The organism is Methylobacterium sp. P5_C11, from assembly GCF_054049775.1.
Window position 1 is genome coordinate 278,638 of record NZ_JBFULS010000001.1, and the last position, 15,666, is coordinate 294,303.

Consider the following 15,666-nt stretch of genomic DNA (forward strand, 5'->3'; position numbering starts at 1 on the left):
TCGACAGACGCGACCAGAACGGACCGGACACGATGACCAACGACACGACCGCACGTGACCCCGCCGCCGACGGATGGGCGCTGGTGGAGGACAAGGGCTTCATCGCCCATGTGGGGCCGCTGCGTCTTCGCGCTGCCGACGGCGCCTACGCGTTCCGGGCCGAGCAGAAGCATGCCAACCTGATCGGCGTGGTCCATGGCGGCATGCTGATGAGCTTCGCCGACCGCGCCCTCGGCGAGACCGCGATGCGCGCCGCGGACGGTGCCAACTGCGTCACCATCCAGCTTGAGATGAAGTTCATCGATGTCGGCCGGCTCGGCGACTGGATCGAGATCCGGCCGCAGGTGGTCAAGCGCACCGGCTCCCTCGTGTTCATGCGCGGCGACGTCCGCGACGGCGCGCGCCTCCTCGCCTCGGCGGACGGGGTCTGGAAGATCCTGCGCCGCCGGCCAAGTTGACCGGGACAGGACATCGATCCTAACGTGATGGCCCGCCCCGCGGCCCCCGCGCGGGCCGCGCGATGGAGGATCCCATGCGGAAGGCGAAGACCGACGCATTCGGAACCGCGGCGGATCGAGGCTCGGCCGCACTCTCCCGGCGCGCGATCCTCGCCGGCCTGGGAGCCGTCGTCACCGCGGCCGGGGACGCTTCGGCGCGGCCGGAGCCGCCCAGCACCGTGACCAGCCCGCCGCGCGACTTCCGGCCGGGTTCATCCCCGACCACGTACTTCACCGATCCGGACGTGATCACGGTCGATCCGGCCTTCGAACCCTACGTGGTGGCGAACAGTGCCATCCGCCGGCTCTGGACCGGCGCGCTCTGGGCGGAAGGCCCGGCCTGGAACGCAGTCGGCCGCTACCTCGTCTGGAGCGACATCCCGAACAACCGGCAGATGCGCTGGCTCGAGGAGGACGGGCACGTCTCCGTCTTCCGGATGCCGAGCAACAATTCGAACGGCAACAGCTTCGACCGCCAGGGCCGCCAGCTCAGCTGCGAGCACGCCGCCGGGCGCGTCGTGCGCTACGAACTCGACGGCGCGGCGACGGTCCTGGCCGACAGCTTCGAGGGCAAGCCGCTCACGTCGCCCAACGACGTGGTCCAGCATGCCGACGGATCGTACTGGTTCACCGATCCGCCCTACGGCGCGCTGCTCTACGAGGGCCTGGCCGACGCGCCGGGCGGCCCGGGCAATCCGCAGGGCCGCCTCGACCCGCGACTCGGCCAGCCGGCCGGCATCAAGCCCCGGCGGCGCACGCTGCCGAACGCGGTGTACCGCATCGATCCGTCCGGCCGGATCGACCGGGTCCTCACCGACGATCAGGTGCCCGATCCGAATGGCCTGTGTTTCTCGCCCGATCACCGGACGCTCTACGTCTGCTCCACCGGGAAGGGACCGGGGGATACCGGCCCCGGCGGCAAGGGTGAGATCTACGCCTTCGATGTCGGCGACGGACCTGCGCTCGCGAACAAGCGGCTGTTCGCGGATTGCATCGTCGACGGGGTGAAGTGCGGTCCCGACGGCCTGCGGGCGGACGTCGACGGCAATCTCTGGGTCTCGAGCAATGCCGGCCGGGCCGTGGGCTACAACGGCGTCACCGTCTGGACGCCGGAGGGGAGGCTGATCGGGCGGATCCGCCTGCCCGAGGTGTGCGGGAACCTCACCTTCGGCGGCCCCAAGCGGAACCGCCTGTTCATGGCGGCGAGCCAGTCGCTTTACGCGCTCACGGTGAACACACAGGGCGCCGGACCGGCCTGAGGCGACCGCCAGGGCCGTTCCCGATCTGGTCGCAACGGTCAGGAAGACCGGCGTCTGCGCTGGCGACAGCCGGGCCGTGACCCTGCTCCTGTGCGGGAGGGGACCTGCGCCTCGTTCGGCACGGGCACAGTGATCGATACCGTCCTGACCCGATCGGGAACGGCTCCAGCGCGCCCGGCAGGGGCCGGCATGGCCGCCGCGCAGTCGCGATCGCAGGACACGGCCGCCGGCCATGGCTGTGGGCGCCGGGGGGCGCTATCTGTATCGGGCATGAGCGAGGATACCACCCCCGACCCGACCCTGGGCCGCCTGAGCGCGGCCCTCGGGGACCTGCCGAAGCGCGGATTGCCGCCGGTGGAACGGTGGGATCCGCCCTATTGCGGCGCCATCGACATCCGCATCGCCGCGGACGGGACATGGCACCACAACGGCGCGCTGATCCGGAGGGACAAGCTGGTCAAGCTGTTCGCCAGCATCCTGCGCCGCGAGGCGGACGGCCGGACCGTCCTGGTCACGCCGGTGGAAAGCGTCGGGATCACGGTCGAGGATGCGGCCTTCGTGGCCGTCGAGATGGCCGTCGACGGCACGGGGGAGGCGCGGCGCATCGCCTTCCGGACCAACGTCGACGATCTGGTGAGCGTCGATGCGGAGCATGCCCTGCGCTTCGACGAGGGGCCGGACGGGGCGCTCAAGCCCTATCTCCATGTCCGCCGCGGGCTGTGGGCGCGCGTCACCCGGGCGCTGACCTACGACCTCGTGGACCTCGCCGAGGAGCACAGCGTCGACGGGCAGCCCTGGCTCGGCCTGTGGGCCGGCGGGACGTTCCACACCATCGCGCGGGTTGCCGCCGCGTGAGCGATCGCCTCGCCGACTTCCTCGCCCGCGCCGCCATCGGTCTGTCGCGGGATCCGCCCGGGCCGGACGATCCGCTCTCCAATCCCCGCGGCGACCACACCCTCGACCCGGACGGCTCGGCCGTGATGCCGCCGCCTCCGCACCGCCGCGCCGCCGTACTGGTGCCGGTCGTGCTGCGCGACGACGGGCCGAGCCTCATCTTGACCCTGCGGGCCGCGAATCTGCGCGATCATTCCGGGCAGGTCGCCCTTCCGGGGGGCAAGATCGATCCGTCCGATCCCGGCCCCGCGGATGCGGCCCTCCGGGAGGCCTTCGAAGAGATCGGGCTCGATCCCGGCTTGGTGAGGCTGCTCGGCTATCTCGATCCTTATCTCTCGGGGACGGGCTTCATGGTGACCCCGGTGATCGGCTTGGTCGGGTCCGAGGCGGCCCTGTCGCCCAACCCCACGGAGGTGGCCGACGTCTTCGAGGTCCCGCTCCACATCCTGATGGACCGGGAGCGGTACCGCCTGCGCTCCCGCGCGTGGCAGGGACGCGAGCGCTGGTTCTACGCCCTGACCTTCGGGGAGCGGCTGATCTGGGGTGTCACCGCCGGGATCCTGAACAACCTCCGGGAACGACTCTACCCGGAGGCGGAGGCGGGCGACGTCCGCCGCGCGGCGCGATAGGCTGGCCCCATGCTGCGCCGCATCCTCGAAGAGTTCGGCCTCTTCCTCATCCCCTTTGCCCTGTTCCTGGTCTACCTGCTGCTGTCCGGCCGCAACCCGCTGCGCCGGGTGCACTGGGACGCGCACCTGTTCCGCCTCGTCCTGGCCGGCTTGGCGGTGGTGATCGGCACCCTCGTCTACGAAGGCCTGTTCTCCGAGCGCCGCCCCGGTGGCTACGTGCCGACGCACATGGAGAACGGCCGCCTGGTGCCGGGCGGTTTCCGTTGACGCCTCCCCTCGATCCCGCAGGTCTCGCGACCTTGCTCGCGCGTCCGGGCGTGCGCCGGGTGCTCGCGGCCCTGGACCGTCCCGGCGCCGAAACGCGCCTGATCGGCGGCTGCGTGCGGGATGCGCTGCTCGGCGTGCAAAGTGCCGACATCGATATGGCGACGACCCTCCTCCCGGAGGCGGTAATGGATGCGGCGCGGCAGGCGCGGGGCCTCAAGGCGGTGCCGACGGGGATCGAACACGGCACCATTACCCTGGTGACCGAGGACGGCCCGATCGAGGTCACCACCCTGCGGGAGGATGTCGAGACCGATGGTCGCCGCGCCGTGGTCCGATTCGGGACGGACTTCACCCGCGACGCTGAGCGGCGTGATTTCACGATCAACGCCCTCGCGCTCGGTGCCGACGGCACGCCGCACGATCCGGTGGGCGGCCTCGCCGATCTCGCGGCGGGCCGCGTGCGTTTCATCGGCGATCCGGCGACCCGCATCCGCGAGGACGCCCTGCGGATCCTGCGCTTCTTCCGCTTCCAGGCCCGGTTCGGCATCGAAGCCCCGGACGCCGCAGCCCTGGCCGCCTGCGTCGCCGCGCGGGACAGCCTCGACCGGCTCTCCCGCGAGCGCGTCCGTGCGGAGTTCCTGAAGCTGCTGGCGGCGTCCGGCGGACCGGCCATGGTGGTGACGCTCAGCGCCACCGGCCTCCTGATGCGGATCACCGGCGGCGTCGGCGAGCTCGGGCGGCTGGACCGCGCCGCTGCGGCGGATCTCGCTCCGGTGATGCGCCTCGCGGCTCTGTCGGTCGGTGACCGGCACGACGCGGAGCGCCTCCGCGAGCGACTGCGCCTCTCGAACGCCGAGCACGGACGGCTCGCCGGCTATGCCGGCCTGCTGACCGACCTGCACGGTCGCGAAAGGCTGGATGGGGCGGCGGTTCGCGCCCTGGCGGCCGAATACGGCTCGACGCAGCTGGCGGAGACGCTGGCGATCCTGGCGGATGAGCCGCGGCCCGTCGTGACCGAAGCGGCGCGGACCGTCCTGAACGCGCTCGGGAGCCAGGGCGGCACGCCGGTCTTTCCGCTGACCGGGGCGGATCTGGTCGCGGCAGGCCTCAGCCCGGGACCCGCGATCGGTCGCGGCCTCGCCGCGGCCCGAAAGATCTGGCTGGACAGCGGATGTCCGACGGCTGAGGAGGCGCGGGCCGAATTGCTGGCGCGGGCGCTCGAGAGCGCCCGCTGAGCAGCGTTCAGAGCTTCAGGAGAGCCTTGGTCTCCCGAAGCTGGACGATCTGACCGTTCAGCTCCTCGCGCTTCTGGAGATCCTCGGTAGCGTCACGCTGGATCTCGATCGCCTCGATGTCGCGATCGAGGGATTCGTGGGTCAGCTCCTCGATGGGCGCCGCCCGCTCGGCCAGCACGGTGACGGCGGTCGGGCCGATATCGGCGAATCCGCCGCGGACGTAGATCCGCTTGCCCGACCCCTGGCTCTCGGTGATCACGATGACGCCGACCCGCAGCGAGGTCAGCACGGGCGCGTGGCCCGGCATCACGGTCATTTCGCCCTCGGTGCCGGGCAGCTGAACGGCGGTCACCTCGCCGGAATACAGCGTCCGCTCGGGGCCGACGAAATCGAAGTGAAAGGTGGCCATGGGCTGACGGGTTCCCGGATCCGCGACGCGCGCCCCGCCTTACGGGGAGGGGTTGGTAGAAAATGCCACGCGGACGGCACCGGTGAGGTTCGTCCGCGCAGCTTCCATCCCCTTCCCGCGCGGGGAAGGGGAGGTGTCGTCTTAGGCGGCCTTCAGCTTCTTGGCCTTCTCCTGAGCCTCCTCGATGGTGCCAACCATGTAGAAGGCGGCCTCCGGGAGGTCGTCGTAATCGCCGTTCACCAGGCCCTTGAAGCCCTTGATGGTGTCCTCGAGGGCGACCTGCTTGCCCGGCGAGCCGGTGAACACCTCGGCCACCGAGAAGGGCTGCGAGAAGAAGCGCTCGATCTTGCGGGCGCGGGCCACGGTCAGCTTGTCCTCTTCGGACAGCTCATCCATGCCCAGGATCGCGATGATGTCCTGGAGCGCCTTGTAGCGCTGCAGGGTCTGCTGGACGCGGCGGGCGACGTCGTAGTGCTCCTCACCGAGGATGGTCGGCGACAGCATGCGCGAGGTCGAGTCCAGCGGATCCACCGCCGGGTAGATGCCCTTCTCGGCGATCGAGCGCGACAGCACGGTCGTGGCGTCGAGGTGGGCGAACGATGCGGCCGGAGCCGGGTCGGTCAGATCGTCGGCCGGCACGTAGATGGCCTGCACCGAGGTGATCGAGCCCTTGTTGGTGGTGGTGATGCGCTCCTGCAGGGCGCCCATGTCGGTGGCGAGCGTCGGCTGATAGCCCACCGCCGAGGGGATGCGGCCGAGGAGCGCCGACACCTCGGAGCCCGCCTGCGTGAAGCGGAAGATGTTGTCGACGAAGAACAGCACGTCCTGGCCCTCGTCGCGGAACTGCTCCGCAATGGTCAGGCCGGTCAGGGCGACGCGCGAGCGGGCGCCGGGCGACTCGTTCATCTGGCCGTAGACCAGGGCGCACTTCGAACCCTCGGCCGAGCCGCCATTCTCCTTCGGATCCAGGTTCACCTTGGACTCGATCATCTCGTGGTAGAGGTCGTTGCCCTCGCGGGTGCGCTCACCCACGCCGGCGAACACCGAGTAGCCCGAGTGCACCTTCGCGATGTTGTTGATCAGCTCCATGATCAGCACGGTCTTGCCGACGCCGGCGCCGCCGAACAGGCCGATCTTGCCGCCCTTTGCGTAGGGGGCGAGCAGATCCACCACCTTGATGCCGGTCACGAGGATCTGGGCCTCGGTCGACTGATCGGCGTAGGAGGGGGCCGGCTGGTGGATGGCACGGTAGGTGTCGCACACGACCGGGCCGGCCTCGTCGATCGGCTCGCCGATGACGTTCATGATGCGGCCGAGCGTGTTCATGCCCACCGGAACCTTGATCGGCTCGCCGGTGTCGAAGCACTCCTGGCCGCGGGTCAGGCCTTCGGACGTGTCCATGGCGATGCAGCGGACGGTGTTCTCGCCGAGCTGCTGGGCGACCTCGAGGACGAGGCGGGCGCCGTTGTTCTTGGTCTCGAGCGCGTTCAGGATCTCGGGCAGGTGGCCCTCGAACTGCACGTCGACCACGGGGCCGATGACCTGGGTGATCTTGCCGGACTTGTTGGAGCCGGTGCCGGGGAGTGCGGTGTTCGCCATCGTTAACCTACCCTTCAAGCTGTGCGGTCGGGTCGCGGTGCCTCAGAGGGCTTCCGCACCCGAGATGATCTCGATGAGTTCCTTGGTGATCATGGCCTGACGCGTCCGGTTGTAGATCAGCGTCTGCTTCTTGATCATCTCGCCCGCGTTGCGGGTCGCCGAATCCATGGCGCTCATGCGCGCCCCCTGCTCGGAGGCGGCGTTCTCCAGGAGCGCCCGGTAGATCTGCACCGTCAGGTTCTTCGGCAGCAGCGTCTCCAGGATCGCCTCCTCGGAGGGCTCGAATTCCAGTGCGGCGTTGCCGGCGGCGGCCTTCGCGGTCGTGTCGGCCTCGGGCAACTCGGCCGGGATCAGGCGCTGTGCGGTCGGGATCTGCGAGATCACCGAGCGGAACTCGGAGAAGAACAGGGTCGCGACGTCGAACTCACCGTTCTCGAAGCGGGTCAGGATCTTGTCGGCGATCGAGGCCGCGAAATCGTAATCCACCGGGCGGTTGCCGCGGATGTCCATGCTCTCGACGATCTGGTCGCGGTACTGGCGGCGCAGCGCGTCGAGACCCTTCTTGCCGACCGTCATGATCCTGACGGTCTTGCCCTCGACGGTGAGCTTCTGGGCGTATTCGCGCACCGCGAGGCGGACGATCGACGAGTTGAACGCGCCGGCGAGGCCACGGTCGCCCGTGCACACGACGAGCAGGTGCGTCTGCTCGGAGCCGGTCCCGGACAGGAGCCGCGGGGCGCCGACGCCGCCGACGAGGTTGCCCGCGAGGTTGCCGAGCACCGCCGACATCTTCTCGGCGTAGGGACGGCCCGCCTCGGCGGCCATCTGCGCCCGACGCAGCTTGGCGGCGGCGACCATCTGCATGGCCTTGGTGATCTTCTGCGTCGCCTTCACCGAGGTGATGCGGTTGCGCAGGTCCTTCAAACTCGCCATCGGGTGAGGTCCAGGTCCGTTCTATGGGCCTCTCCTTCCCTCGGCGGGAAGGAGCCGGAAGTTCGGGCGGTGCAGCGGGGACCGGGATCCCCCCGCACCACCCAAGATCCCTCCCCGCGGGGAGGGGCCTCACATCAGCCGATCGACTTGGCGACGCTCTCGACGATGCTCTTCAGCTTGCCGGCGTTCTCGTCCGACAGGTCCTTGGAGGCGGCGATCGAGTCGAGCAGGTCCTTGTGCTTCGAGCGCAGGGTCGAGAGCAGCGCGTCCTCGAAGGGACGGACCTTGCTGACCGGCATCTTGTCCAGGTAGCCGTTCACGCCGGCGTAGATCACCGCGACCTGCTCTTCCATCTTCAGCGGCGAGAACTGCGGCTGCTTCAGGAGCTCGGTCAGCCGCGATCCGCGGTTCAGGAGCGCCTGGGTGGAGGCGTCGAGATCCGAGCCGAACTGCGCGAAGGCGGCCATCTCGCGGTACTGCGCGAGCTCGCCCTTGATCTTGCCGGCGACCTTCTTCATCGCCTTGGTCTGGGCCGACGAGCCCACCCGCGACACCGAGAGGCCGACGTTCACCGCCGGGCGGATGCCCTGGTAGAACAGGTCGGTCTCGAGGAAGATCTGGCCGTCGGTGATCGAGATCACGTTGGTCGGGATGTAGGCCGAGACGTCGTTGGCCTGGGTCTCGATGACCGGCAGAGCGGTCAGCGAGCCGTTGCCGGCGGCGTCGCCCATCTTGGCGGCGCGCTCGAGCAGGCGGCTGTGGAGGTAGAACACGTCGCCCGGATACGCCTCGCGGCCCGGCGGGCGGCGCAGCAGCAGGGACATCTGGCGGTAGGCCACGGCCTGCTTGGAGAGATCGTCGTACACGATCACGGCGTGCATGCCGTTGTCGCGGAAGTACTCGCCCATGGCGCAACCGGCGAACGGCGCGATGAACTGCATCGGGGCCGCATCGGACGCCGTGGCGGCGATGACGATGGAGTATTCGAGGGCGCCCTGGTCCTCCAGGACCTTCACGAACTGGGCCACCGTCGAGCGCTTCTGGCCGATAGCGACGTAGATGCAGAAGAGCTTGGCCTTCTCGTCGCCGCCGGCGGCGTGGCCGGGCTTCTGGTTCAGGATCGTGTCGAGCGCGATGGCGGTCTTGCCGGTCTGGCGGTCGCCGATGATCAGCTCGCGCTGGCCGCGTCCCACCGGGATCAGGGCGTCGATCGCCTTCAGGCCCGTGGCCATCGGCTCGTGCACCGACTTGCGCGGGATGATGCCTGGCGCCTTCACGTCGACGCGGCGACGCTCGGTGGAGACGATCGGCCCCTTGCCGTCGATCGGGTTGCCCAGGGCGTCGACGACGCGGCCGAGCAGGCCCTTGCCGACCGGCACGTCCACGATGGCGCCGGTCCGCTTGACGGTCTGGCCTTCCTTGATCTCGCGGTCGGAGCCGAAGATCACGATGCCGACGTTGTCCTGCTCGAGGTTCAGGGCCATGCCCCGCACGCCCGACTCGAACTCGACCATCTCGCCGGCCTGGACGTTGTCGAGGCCGTAAGCGCGGGCGATGCCGTCACCCACGGACAGGACCTGTCCGACCTCGGAGACCTCGGCCTCTTCGCCGAAGTTCTTGATCTGCTCTTTCAGGATCGCGGAGATCTCGGCGGCGCGGATGTCCATACTCGGGCCTCTGTCGCTGATGCGTCTATTTGTGTTCGGGTCGGATGGGGGCGCTTAGCGCGCGGCCCGCATCGCGAGGCGGATACCGTTGAGCTTGGTCTTGAGGGAGGCGTCGACCATGCGCGACCCCATCTTCACGACGAGGCCACCGATCAGGCTGGGGTCGACCACGAGGTCGAGGGCGACCTCGGCCTTGGCGATGTCGCGCAGCGACGCCTTGATCTCCTCGATCACGGTGTCGGACGGCTTCTCGGCCACCCGCACCTGAGCGCGGACGATGCCCTTCGAATCCTGGACCAGGCTGCGGAAGGCGCTGATCATGTCGGGCAGGGCGAAGAGCCGGCGGTTCGACGCCGCGAGGCGGATGAAGTTGCCGGCGAGACCGCCGATCGCCGCCTTGTCGAGGACCGCGCCGATCGCGGCGGCCTGCTCCCCGGCGCTGAACACCGGACTGCGGACGAGGCGGCGGAGATCCGCGCTCTCGTTCAACAGCGTGTCGAATTGATTGAGGGAGTCAGCGACCGCGTCGACCTGGCGCTCGTCGCGCGCGAGTTCGAACAGGGCGGAAGCGTACCGGCCCGCCACGCCTGCGACCAGGGGACCAGCCTCGGAACCGTTCTGCGCCACCCGTCGCTCTCTTCTCTGGTTGCCCGCCCGCTCCGCGCGCTCCGGCAGGAGCGCGGTGCGTGACCGTTCGGGACGTGGGATCGCGCCGGCAACGGACAGGGTCGAGAACTGTCCTCGCGGCGCGGCGACCGCCTAGCATGCCAGCATGGCCGCGCGCAACACGGCAGGCGAGCGCGCTGCGCGCCAGGACGGCGGAAGTGTGACGCCGGGTCAGTTCCCGCAGGCGAGCCGGTCGCAGCGCCGGACGCTGGCGATCATCTTCGCCATGGCGCGGCCGCCCGGATGGCCGAGGATGCCGCTGTTGCCGAGGACGTAGGACGGCGTCGCGTAGAGTCCGAGATCCGCCGCGATGCGCATCTGGCTCTTGAGCGCTGCGCGCACCTCCTCGCTATCGGCGATCTCCTCGACCTCGGCCTGCGGAACCCCCAGTGCCGCCGCGGCGGTCAGCGCGCCGGGGCCGTCGATGCGGCCGGGCTTGCCCAGCAGCGTCTGATAGAAGTGCCAGGCGGCCTCCGAGCCAAGTTTGCGCTGCACCGCCAGCATCACCTTGGCGGCCTGGGCCGATTGCGGCGACAGGATCGGGTTGTGGACAAGCCCGATGCGCAGTTCCGGATCGCTCTCGTGCAGCGCGACCACGTCGGCGGCGGCCTTCCGGCAATACGGGCAGTTGAAGTCGAAGAACTCGTAGAGCGTCGCGCCGGCCTCCCGCGGACCGACATAGGTGATGCCCCGCAGGGCAGGGATCTGCCCGGTGATCTCGCCCGGCAGGATCGAGTTCGCCACCGCCTTGCCGTCGTCACCGGTGACGGCGAACCTCTGACCGTAGGACTGGGCGACCGCGCGACCGGGACCCGATCCCAGGGCTGCGCAGGCGGCGGCGAGGAGGAGTCGACGGGATACAGGCATGGGGTCCGTCCGAGGCATTGCTGTCCCACTCCGGTCGCGCCACAGGGGCGCCGGACCGGAGCCGGGGAGTCGAGTGGTTTTGATGGCCGAGTGGCGTGAACGGGGTCCTACCGGAGCCCCTTCGGCCGATCGCCAGAGGCCCAGGCCAGCGCCTGTTCCAGGCGGTCGTTCCCCCAGAACAGCTCGCCGTCATCGGCCAGGAAGGTCGGCGCGCCGTAGATCCCGCGGGAGCGCGCCTCCTCGACGCTGACCCGCAACTTGGTCTTGTTGGCCTCGGCGGCGGCGGCCCGGACCGTCTGCGTCCCGTCCAGGCCGAGCGAATCGAGGATCTCGGCCACCGCCGCCGGCTCCGCGATGGAGCGGCCCTCGGCGAAGCTCGCGGCGAAGATCGCCTTCGAGAACGGCACCAGCCAGTCCTGGTCCTGGCCGAGCACGGCGACCCGCACGGCGCTGAGGCTGTTTTGCGGGAATTGGGCCGGGCGGGTCACCGGCGGCAGGCCGAGATGGGCCGCCTCGCGCTCGACGTCCCGCCACATGTTCTTGCCCTTGGCCGGATAGAGGTTGAACGGCGAGGTGGTCCAGCCCTGGGACGCGAAGAGCGGCCCGACCAGGAACGGGCGCCACCGGATCGCCACGCCGGCCTCGGCCGCCGCCGCCTCGACGCGCATCGCCGCGAGGTAGGAGTAGGTGGAGGCGAATTCGTACCAGAACTCCAAAATTGGCTGGCGCGCCATAGACTTCGCTTCTCCGATGCACTTTCGCGGCGATGACGACTGGCAACGCCCGTGCCGCTTCTGACACAGCCGCAAGGCCACTGTGAGGCGAAACGCGGCCGATCCGCCAGCATCGTGGCTACGCGCGAGACGGYGCGCCGGTTGCAGGCCGATGACACCCGCGATAAGCCGCTGAGGCCGAGCCAGATCCCTCGCCCAGCTCCGGAAGCCGCATGTCCGTCCCCGCGAAGAGTCCCGTGAAGAAGGTCGTGCTGGCCTATTCCGGCGGCCTCGACACCTCGATCATCCTGAAGTGGCTGCAGACGACCTACGGCTGCGAGGTCGTGACCTTCACGGCCGATCTCGGCCAGGGGGAGGAACTGGAGCCGGCGCGCCGCAAGGCCGAACTCCTCGGGATCAAGCCCGAGAACATCTTCATCGAGGATCTGCGCGAGGAGTTCGTCCGCGACTACGTCTTCCCGATGTTCCGGGCGAACGCCGTCTATGAGGGCGTCTATCTTCTCGGCACCTCGATCGCCCGGCCGCTGATCGCCAAGAAGCAGATCGAGATCGCAGAGCGGGTCGGGGCCGACGCGGTCTGCCACGGCGCCACCGGCAAGGGGAACGACCAGGTCCGATTCGAACTCGGCTATTACGCGCTGAAGCCCGACGTCACGGTGATCGCCCCGTGGCGCGAGTGGGACCTTCGCTCCCGCGAGCAGCTGATCGCCTTCGCCGAGCAGCACCAGATCCCGATCGCCAAGGACAAGCGCGGCGAAAGCCCGTTCTCGGTCGACGCCAACCTCCTCCACGCCTCGTCCGAGGGCAAGGTTTTGGAGGATCCGGCCGTCGAGGTGCCGGACTACGTTTACTCGCGCACCCTCTCCCCCGAGGAGGCGCCCGACCAGCCGACCGTCATCACGATCGGCTTCGAGCGCGGCGACGCGGTCTCCATCGACGGCGAGGCGCTGTCGCCTGCGAGTCTGCTGGCCAAACTCAACGAACTCGGCCGCGCGAACGGCATCGGCCGGCTCGACCTCGTGGAGAACCGCTTCGTCGGCATGAAGAGCCGCGGCATGTACGAAACGCCCGGCGGCACGATCCTGCTGCCGGCGCACCGGGCCATCGAGTCGATCACCCTCGACCGCGGCGCGGCGCATCTCAAGGACCAGCTCATGCCGCAATACGCGGAGCTGATCTACAACGGCTTCTGGTTCTCGCCGGAGCGCGAGATGATCCAGGCCCTGATCGACAGGAGCCAGGAGAAGGTCACCGGCACGGTGCGGCTGAAGCTCTACAAGGGCGGCGTCCACGTGATCGGTCGCGAGAGCCCGCACTCGCTCTACGACCAGGATCTCGTCACCTTCGAGGAGGGTGCCGTGGCCTACGACCACCGCGACGCGGCGGGGTTCATCAAGCTCAATGCCCTGCGGCTGCGCACCCTGGCGCAGCGCAGGAAGCGCGAGGGCTGAGGCGCTCGGTCCCGCCGGCGCGGCGACGCGTCAGGCGGGCTCCCAACCCGAGGCCGTGCGCCGGAAGTCGCCCGGCCCGAGATCCGCGTAGCGCAGGAAGATCTGCAGGGCCGGCTGCATCTCGCGGTGCAGCCGGACGAGCTGGGTCCGCCCATCCGCGTCGTCGTTCGCGGCCGCCTCGGGGATCGCGGCGAGGTGACGGGTCATCGCCGCGAGATAGGGACCCGCATCGCCGTATGGCTGCTGCGGGTTAACGCGCGGCACGTTCCGCGCGGGATCCCAGCCGACGGTGAGGTGCGGAACGAGGGCGAGGTGCTCGGCCGTCACCGCGAAGGTGATGTGCTCGGGCGTCTCGCCGGTCTCGGAATCCCGGAACACATCGCCGACCGTGCTGCTGTCGAGCTTGGCCAGGGCGTTGTGGTACTGGTAGCGGCCCGGCTTCAGCGCCGCGTTCTGGATGAAGACCGCCAAGCCGTCCTCGAGCGCGCGATGCTCCTCCTCCGCCCCTTCATCGTCGCCGGTGACGTTGGCGATGTCGCCGTCGCGATCCAGGCTTCCGTAGGGCGCCGCCGGGTGGATGATCGGCGCCCCAGGCTCGGCGCCATCCCACGCGACGACCATCCGGCGGATCAGGGCGATGCGCTCGAGGGTCAGGTCGTAGACGGCATCGCTCATCGTGTATCGGTCCCGGATCTCGCGCTTCGAAGGCCCGTCTTATAGAGGCGGATCGGCCCCTGCTACCGCCGCACGCAACCCGTCAGCCCCTCGATCTGTCCCATCAGGCCCTGAATCCGCGCGGCGCGGCGGCGCACGCCGGGCGAGGGCCGGCCGGCGCTGCGGGTGATCGGGTTGGGCAGGACGGCGGCGAGGAGGGCGGCCTCGTTGCGGGTCAACCGGCTGGCATCCTTGCCGAACCAGTGCCGGCTGGCGGCCTGCGCGCCGTAGATCCCGTCGCCCCACTCGGCGACGTTCAGGTAGATCTCCATCATCCGGCGCTTGCCCCAAAGGGTGTCGAGCGCGAGCGCCAGCGGAATCTCGATGGCCTTGCGGATGTAGGAGCGGCCGGGCCAGAGGAAGACGTTCTTCACGGTCTGCATGGCGATGGTCGAGGCGCCGCGGTTCGGCGAATCCTCATCCTCGACCACGTCGCGGATCGCCCCGAAATCGACCCCGTGATCCAGGCAGAAGCGCTGATCCTCCGAGGCGATCACCGCCTGGGGCAGGGCCGGCGCGATGGCGGAGAGCGGGACAGGATCCCGGCTTACCGGTTGAAGCGTCAACCACCGGCCGAGCATCAGGGTCGACGGCGGCATCACCGCGCTATAGACGAGCGCCAACGTCAGCGCGAGGACGAACCCGACGGCGGGGAGCAGCAGCACGGCTCCCATGATCCGGCGGACACGGCGGGAACGGCGCGGGCGCGCGAGCGGAAGGTCGCGACCTGCCGTCTCCCGCCTGCGTCCAGCCCCGTTCACCGTGAGCCCATCCCCGCCCAACTGACACCCGATTGGTTTTCGCAAGGCCAGGACCGGACGTAAGCCCGATGACCCCGACCCCCTCAACGCAGGCCCCGACCGGTTCGGTCAAGGCAGTCACGCCGGCCGCCGATTTTACCCACAGGTTGACGGAGGTCGCCGGGATGGTCGAGACCTTCCTGGTCGAGCGCCTCGGCCCCGCCGTCGGCCCCGGCGAGATCGCCCGGCCGCCCCGCCTGATGGAGGCGATGCGCCATGCCGTGCTCGGCGGCGGCAAGCGTCTCCGGCCGTTCCTCGCCATCGAGACCGCGCGGATGCTCGGCGGTTCGGAGGCCGCGGCACTGGCCGCGGGGGCCGGCGTCGAGCTGGTCCACTGCTACAGCCTCGTCCACGACGACCTGCCCGCCATGGATGACGACGACATGCGCCGCGGCAAGCCGACGGTGCACAAGGCCTACGACGAGGCGACCGCGATCCTGGTCGGCGATGCCCTGCAGACGCTGGCCTTCGAGATCGTCGCCGACCCGGCCTGGCAGCCGGACGCGCGCATCCGCGCCGATCTCGTGCTCGGCCTCGCCCGCGCCTCGGGCCTGGGCGGCATGGTCGGCGGCCAGCTCCTCGACCTCACCGCCGAGGGCCGGTTCGGCACGGCCAACATGGACGTCGACGACACCCTGCGGATGCAGGCGATGAAGACCGGGGCGATCCTCGCCTTCTCGGTGGAGGCCGGCGCTCTCGTCGGCGGCGCCGACGAGAGCCAGCGGGCCGCCCTCCTGCGCTACGGCCTCGCCCTGGGCCAAGCCTTCCAGATCGCCGACGACATCCTCGACCGGGAGGCCTCACCGGAGGCGATGGGAAAAGCCACCGGCAAGGACAAGGATGCCGGCAAGGCCACCCTCGTCGACCGCCTCGGCCTCGACGGAGCCCGGGCCGAGTGCGACCGTCTCGTCGGCGTCTGCGAGGATGCGGTCTCGTCATGGGGGGAGGGCGCGCGCATACTGCGCGACGCCGCCCGCTTCACGGTCGCGCGCAAGACCTGAATCTTCCGGATGCCGTCGATTGCGCGGATCGGATTGACCGGACC

17 protein-coding genes are annotated in these 15,666 nt (G+C 69.7%); 8 read left to right on the plus strand and 9 right to left on the minus strand.

Translation table 11 applies throughout. The annotated features are described in order from the left end of the window. Positions 1-32: 32 nt before the first annotated feature. The 6 genes from ACXJKQ_RS01370 (at position 33) to ACXJKQ_RS01395 (ending at position 4,781) form a co-directional block, all read left to right on the plus strand. Complete coding sequence (locus tag ACXJKQ_RS01370) at positions 33-458, plus strand: PaaI family thioesterase (RefSeq protein WP_457103964.1); 426 nt, start codon at positions 33-35, stop codon at positions 456-458. A 74-nt stretch (positions 459-532) separates the two neighbouring features. Next, positions 533-1,756 carry an SMP-30/gluconolactonase/LRE family protein gene (locus ACXJKQ_RS01375; protein WP_457103965.1) on the plus strand — a complete coding sequence of 408 codons (1,224 nt, stop codon included), beginning with the start codon at positions 533-535 and terminating at the stop codon, positions 1,754-1,756. Between the two features lie 270 nt (positions 1,757-2,026). Further along, positions 2,027-2,611: a DUF1285 domain-containing protein gene (locus ACXJKQ_RS01380; protein ID WP_457103966.1), complete on the plus strand. Its 585-nt coding sequence runs from the start codon at positions 2,027-2,029 to the stop codon at positions 2,609-2,611. Next, positions 2,608-3,279, plus strand: a complete 672-nt coding sequence (locus ACXJKQ_RS01385; RefSeq protein WP_457103967.1) for a CoA pyrophosphatase — start codon at positions 2,608-2,610, stop codon at positions 3,277-3,279. The genes ACXJKQ_RS01380 and ACXJKQ_RS01385 overlap by 4 nt, the downstream gene beginning before the upstream one ends. Positions 3,280-3,288: 9 nt before the next feature. Next, positions 3,289-3,546 (plus strand): DUF6111 family protein, encoded by a 258-nt coding sequence (locus tag ACXJKQ_RS01390; RefSeq protein ID WP_020093505.1) that lies wholly within the window; start codon positions 3,289-3,291, stop codon positions 3,544-3,546. Further along, positions 3,543-4,781 carry a CCA tRNA nucleotidyltransferase gene (locus tag ACXJKQ_RS01395; protein WP_457103968.1) on the plus strand — a complete coding sequence of 413 codons (1,239 nt, stop codon included), beginning with the start codon at positions 3,543-3,545 and terminating at the stop codon, positions 4,779-4,781. Before ACXJKQ_RS01390 ends, ACXJKQ_RS01395 begins: the two co-directional genes overlap by 4 nt. A 7-nt stretch (positions 4,782-4,788) precedes the next feature. On the opposite strand, the gene ACXJKQ_RS01400 is transcribed toward ACXJKQ_RS01395, so the two are convergent. From ACXJKQ_RS01400 to ACXJKQ_RS01430, 7 genes are all read right to left on the minus strand, one after another. Continuing rightward, a complete protein-coding gene (locus tag ACXJKQ_RS01400; protein WP_457103969.1) occupies positions 4,789-5,190 on the minus strand; it encodes a F0F1 ATP synthase subunit epsilon in 402 nt (133 codons plus the stop codon). A 141-nt stretch (positions 5,191-5,331) separates the two neighbouring features. Further along, the gene (gene atpD / locus ACXJKQ_RS01405; RefSeq protein WP_457103970.1) at positions 5,332-6,789 is read right to left on the minus strand and encodes a F0F1 ATP synthase subunit beta; all 1,458 of its coding nucleotides are present in this window, start codon (positions 6,787-6,789) and stop codon (positions 5,332-5,334) included. Positions 6,790-6,831: 42 nt separating this feature from the next. Beyond that, positions 6,832-7,722, minus strand: coding sequence for a F0F1 ATP synthase subunit gamma (locus ACXJKQ_RS01410; RefSeq protein ID WP_457103971.1), 891 nt, complete (start codon positions 7,720-7,722; stop codon positions 6,832-6,834). A gap of 134 nt (positions 7,723-7,856) precedes the next feature. Beyond that, on the minus strand, positions 7,857-9,389 hold the full coding sequence (gene atpA, locus ACXJKQ_RS01415) for a F0F1 ATP synthase subunit alpha (RefSeq protein WP_457103972.1): 1,533 nt from the start codon (positions 9,387-9,389) through the stop codon (positions 7,857-7,859). 54 nt (positions 9,390-9,443) lie between these two features. After that, a complete protein-coding gene (locus tag ACXJKQ_RS01420) occupies positions 9,444-10,016 on the minus strand; it encodes a F0F1 ATP synthase subunit delta (RefSeq protein WP_457103973.1) in 573 nt (190 codons plus the stop codon). A 210-nt stretch (positions 10,017-10,226) separates the two neighbouring features. After that, entirely contained in the window at positions 10,227-10,922 is a 696-nt protein-coding gene (locus tag ACXJKQ_RS01425; RefSeq protein WP_457103974.1) for a DsbA family protein, read from the minus strand. Positions 10,923-11,029: 107 nt separating this feature from the next. Next, a complete protein-coding gene (locus ACXJKQ_RS01430; protein ID WP_457103975.1) occupies positions 11,030-11,656 on the minus strand; it encodes a DsbA family protein in 627 nt (208 codons plus the stop codon). A gap of 212 nt (positions 11,657-11,868) precedes the next feature. On the opposite strand from ACXJKQ_RS01430, the gene ACXJKQ_RS01435 reads away from it, so the two are divergent. Continuing rightward, positions 11,869-13,107, plus strand: coding sequence for an argininosuccinate synthase (locus ACXJKQ_RS01435; RefSeq protein ID WP_457103976.1), 1,239 nt, complete (start codon positions 11,869-11,871; stop codon positions 13,105-13,107). 30 nt (positions 13,108-13,137) lie between these two features. Here the strand turns inward: ACXJKQ_RS01435 and ACXJKQ_RS01440 are convergent, their stop codons facing one another. Continuing rightward, complete coding sequence (locus tag ACXJKQ_RS01440) at positions 13,138-13,782, minus strand: hypothetical protein (RefSeq protein WP_457103977.1); 645 nt, start codon at positions 13,780-13,782, stop codon at positions 13,138-13,140. A 62-nt stretch (positions 13,783-13,844) separates the two neighbouring features. After that, the gene (gene mtgA / locus ACXJKQ_RS01445; RefSeq protein ID WP_457103978.1) at positions 13,845-14,495 is read right to left on the minus strand and encodes a monofunctional biosynthetic peptidoglycan transglycosylase; all 651 of its coding nucleotides are present in this window, start codon (positions 14,493-14,495) and stop codon (positions 13,845-13,847) included. Positions 14,496-14,650: 155 nt separating this feature from the next. Here mtgA and ACXJKQ_RS01450 point away from each other — a divergent pair, with 155 nt between their 5' ends. After that, positions 14,651-15,622 (plus strand): polyprenyl synthetase family protein, encoded by a 972-nt coding sequence (locus ACXJKQ_RS01450; protein WP_457103979.1) that lies wholly within the window; start codon positions 14,651-14,653, stop codon positions 15,620-15,622. Positions 15,623-15,666 lie beyond the last annotated feature (44 nt).

Coding starts and splice junctions, on each gene's coding strand:
- ACXJKQ_RS01370 (WP_457103964.1), top strand. CDS start 33: ATGACCAACGACACGACCGCACGTGACCCCGCCGCCGACGGATGGGCG.
- mtgA (WP_457103978.1), bottom strand. CDS start 14,495: ATGGGAGCCGTGCTGCTGCTCCCCGCCGTCGGGTTCGTCCTCGCGCTG.
- atpD (WP_457103970.1), bottom strand. CDS start 6,789: ATGGCGAACACCGCACTCCCCGGCACCGGCTCCAACAAGTCCGGCAAG.
- ACXJKQ_RS01435 (WP_457103976.1), top strand. CDS start 11,869: ATGTCCGTCCCCGCGAAGAGTCCCGTGAAGAAGGTCGTGCTGGCCTAT.
- ACXJKQ_RS01375 (WP_457103965.1), top strand. CDS start 533: ATGCGGAAGGCGAAGACCGACGCATTCGGAACCGCGGCGGATCGAGGC.
- atpA (WP_457103972.1), bottom strand. CDS start 9,389: ATGGACATCCGCGCCGCCGAGATCTCCGCGATCCTGAAAGAGCAGATC.
- ACXJKQ_RS01440 (WP_457103977.1), bottom strand. CDS start 13,782: ATGAGCGATGCCGTCTACGACCTGACCCTCGAGCGCATCGCCCTGATC.
- ACXJKQ_RS01425 (WP_457103974.1), bottom strand. CDS start 10,922: ATGCCTGTATCCCGTCGACTCCTCCTCGCCGCCGCCTGCGCAGCCCTG.
- ACXJKQ_RS01380 (WP_457103966.1), top strand. CDS start 2,027: ATGAGCGAGGATACCACCCCCGACCCGACCCTGGGCCGCCTGAGCGCG.
- ACXJKQ_RS01390 (WP_020093505.1), top strand. CDS start 3,289: ATGCTGCGCCGCATCCTCGAAGAGTTCGGCCTCTTCCTCATCCCCTTT.
- ACXJKQ_RS01410 (WP_457103971.1), bottom strand. CDS start 7,722: ATGGCGAGTTTGAAGGACCTGCGCAACCGCATCACCTCGGTGAAGGCG.
- ACXJKQ_RS01400 (WP_457103969.1), bottom strand. CDS start 5,190: ATGGCCACCTTTCACTTCGATTTCGTCGGCCCCGAGCGGACGCTGTAT.
- ACXJKQ_RS01430 (WP_457103975.1), bottom strand. CDS start 11,656: ATGGCGCGCCAGCCAATTTTGGAGTTCTGGTACGAATTCGCCTCCACC.
- ACXJKQ_RS01450 (WP_457103979.1), top strand. CDS start 14,651: ATGACCCCGACCCCCTCAACGCAGGCCCCGACCGGTTCGGTCAAGGCA.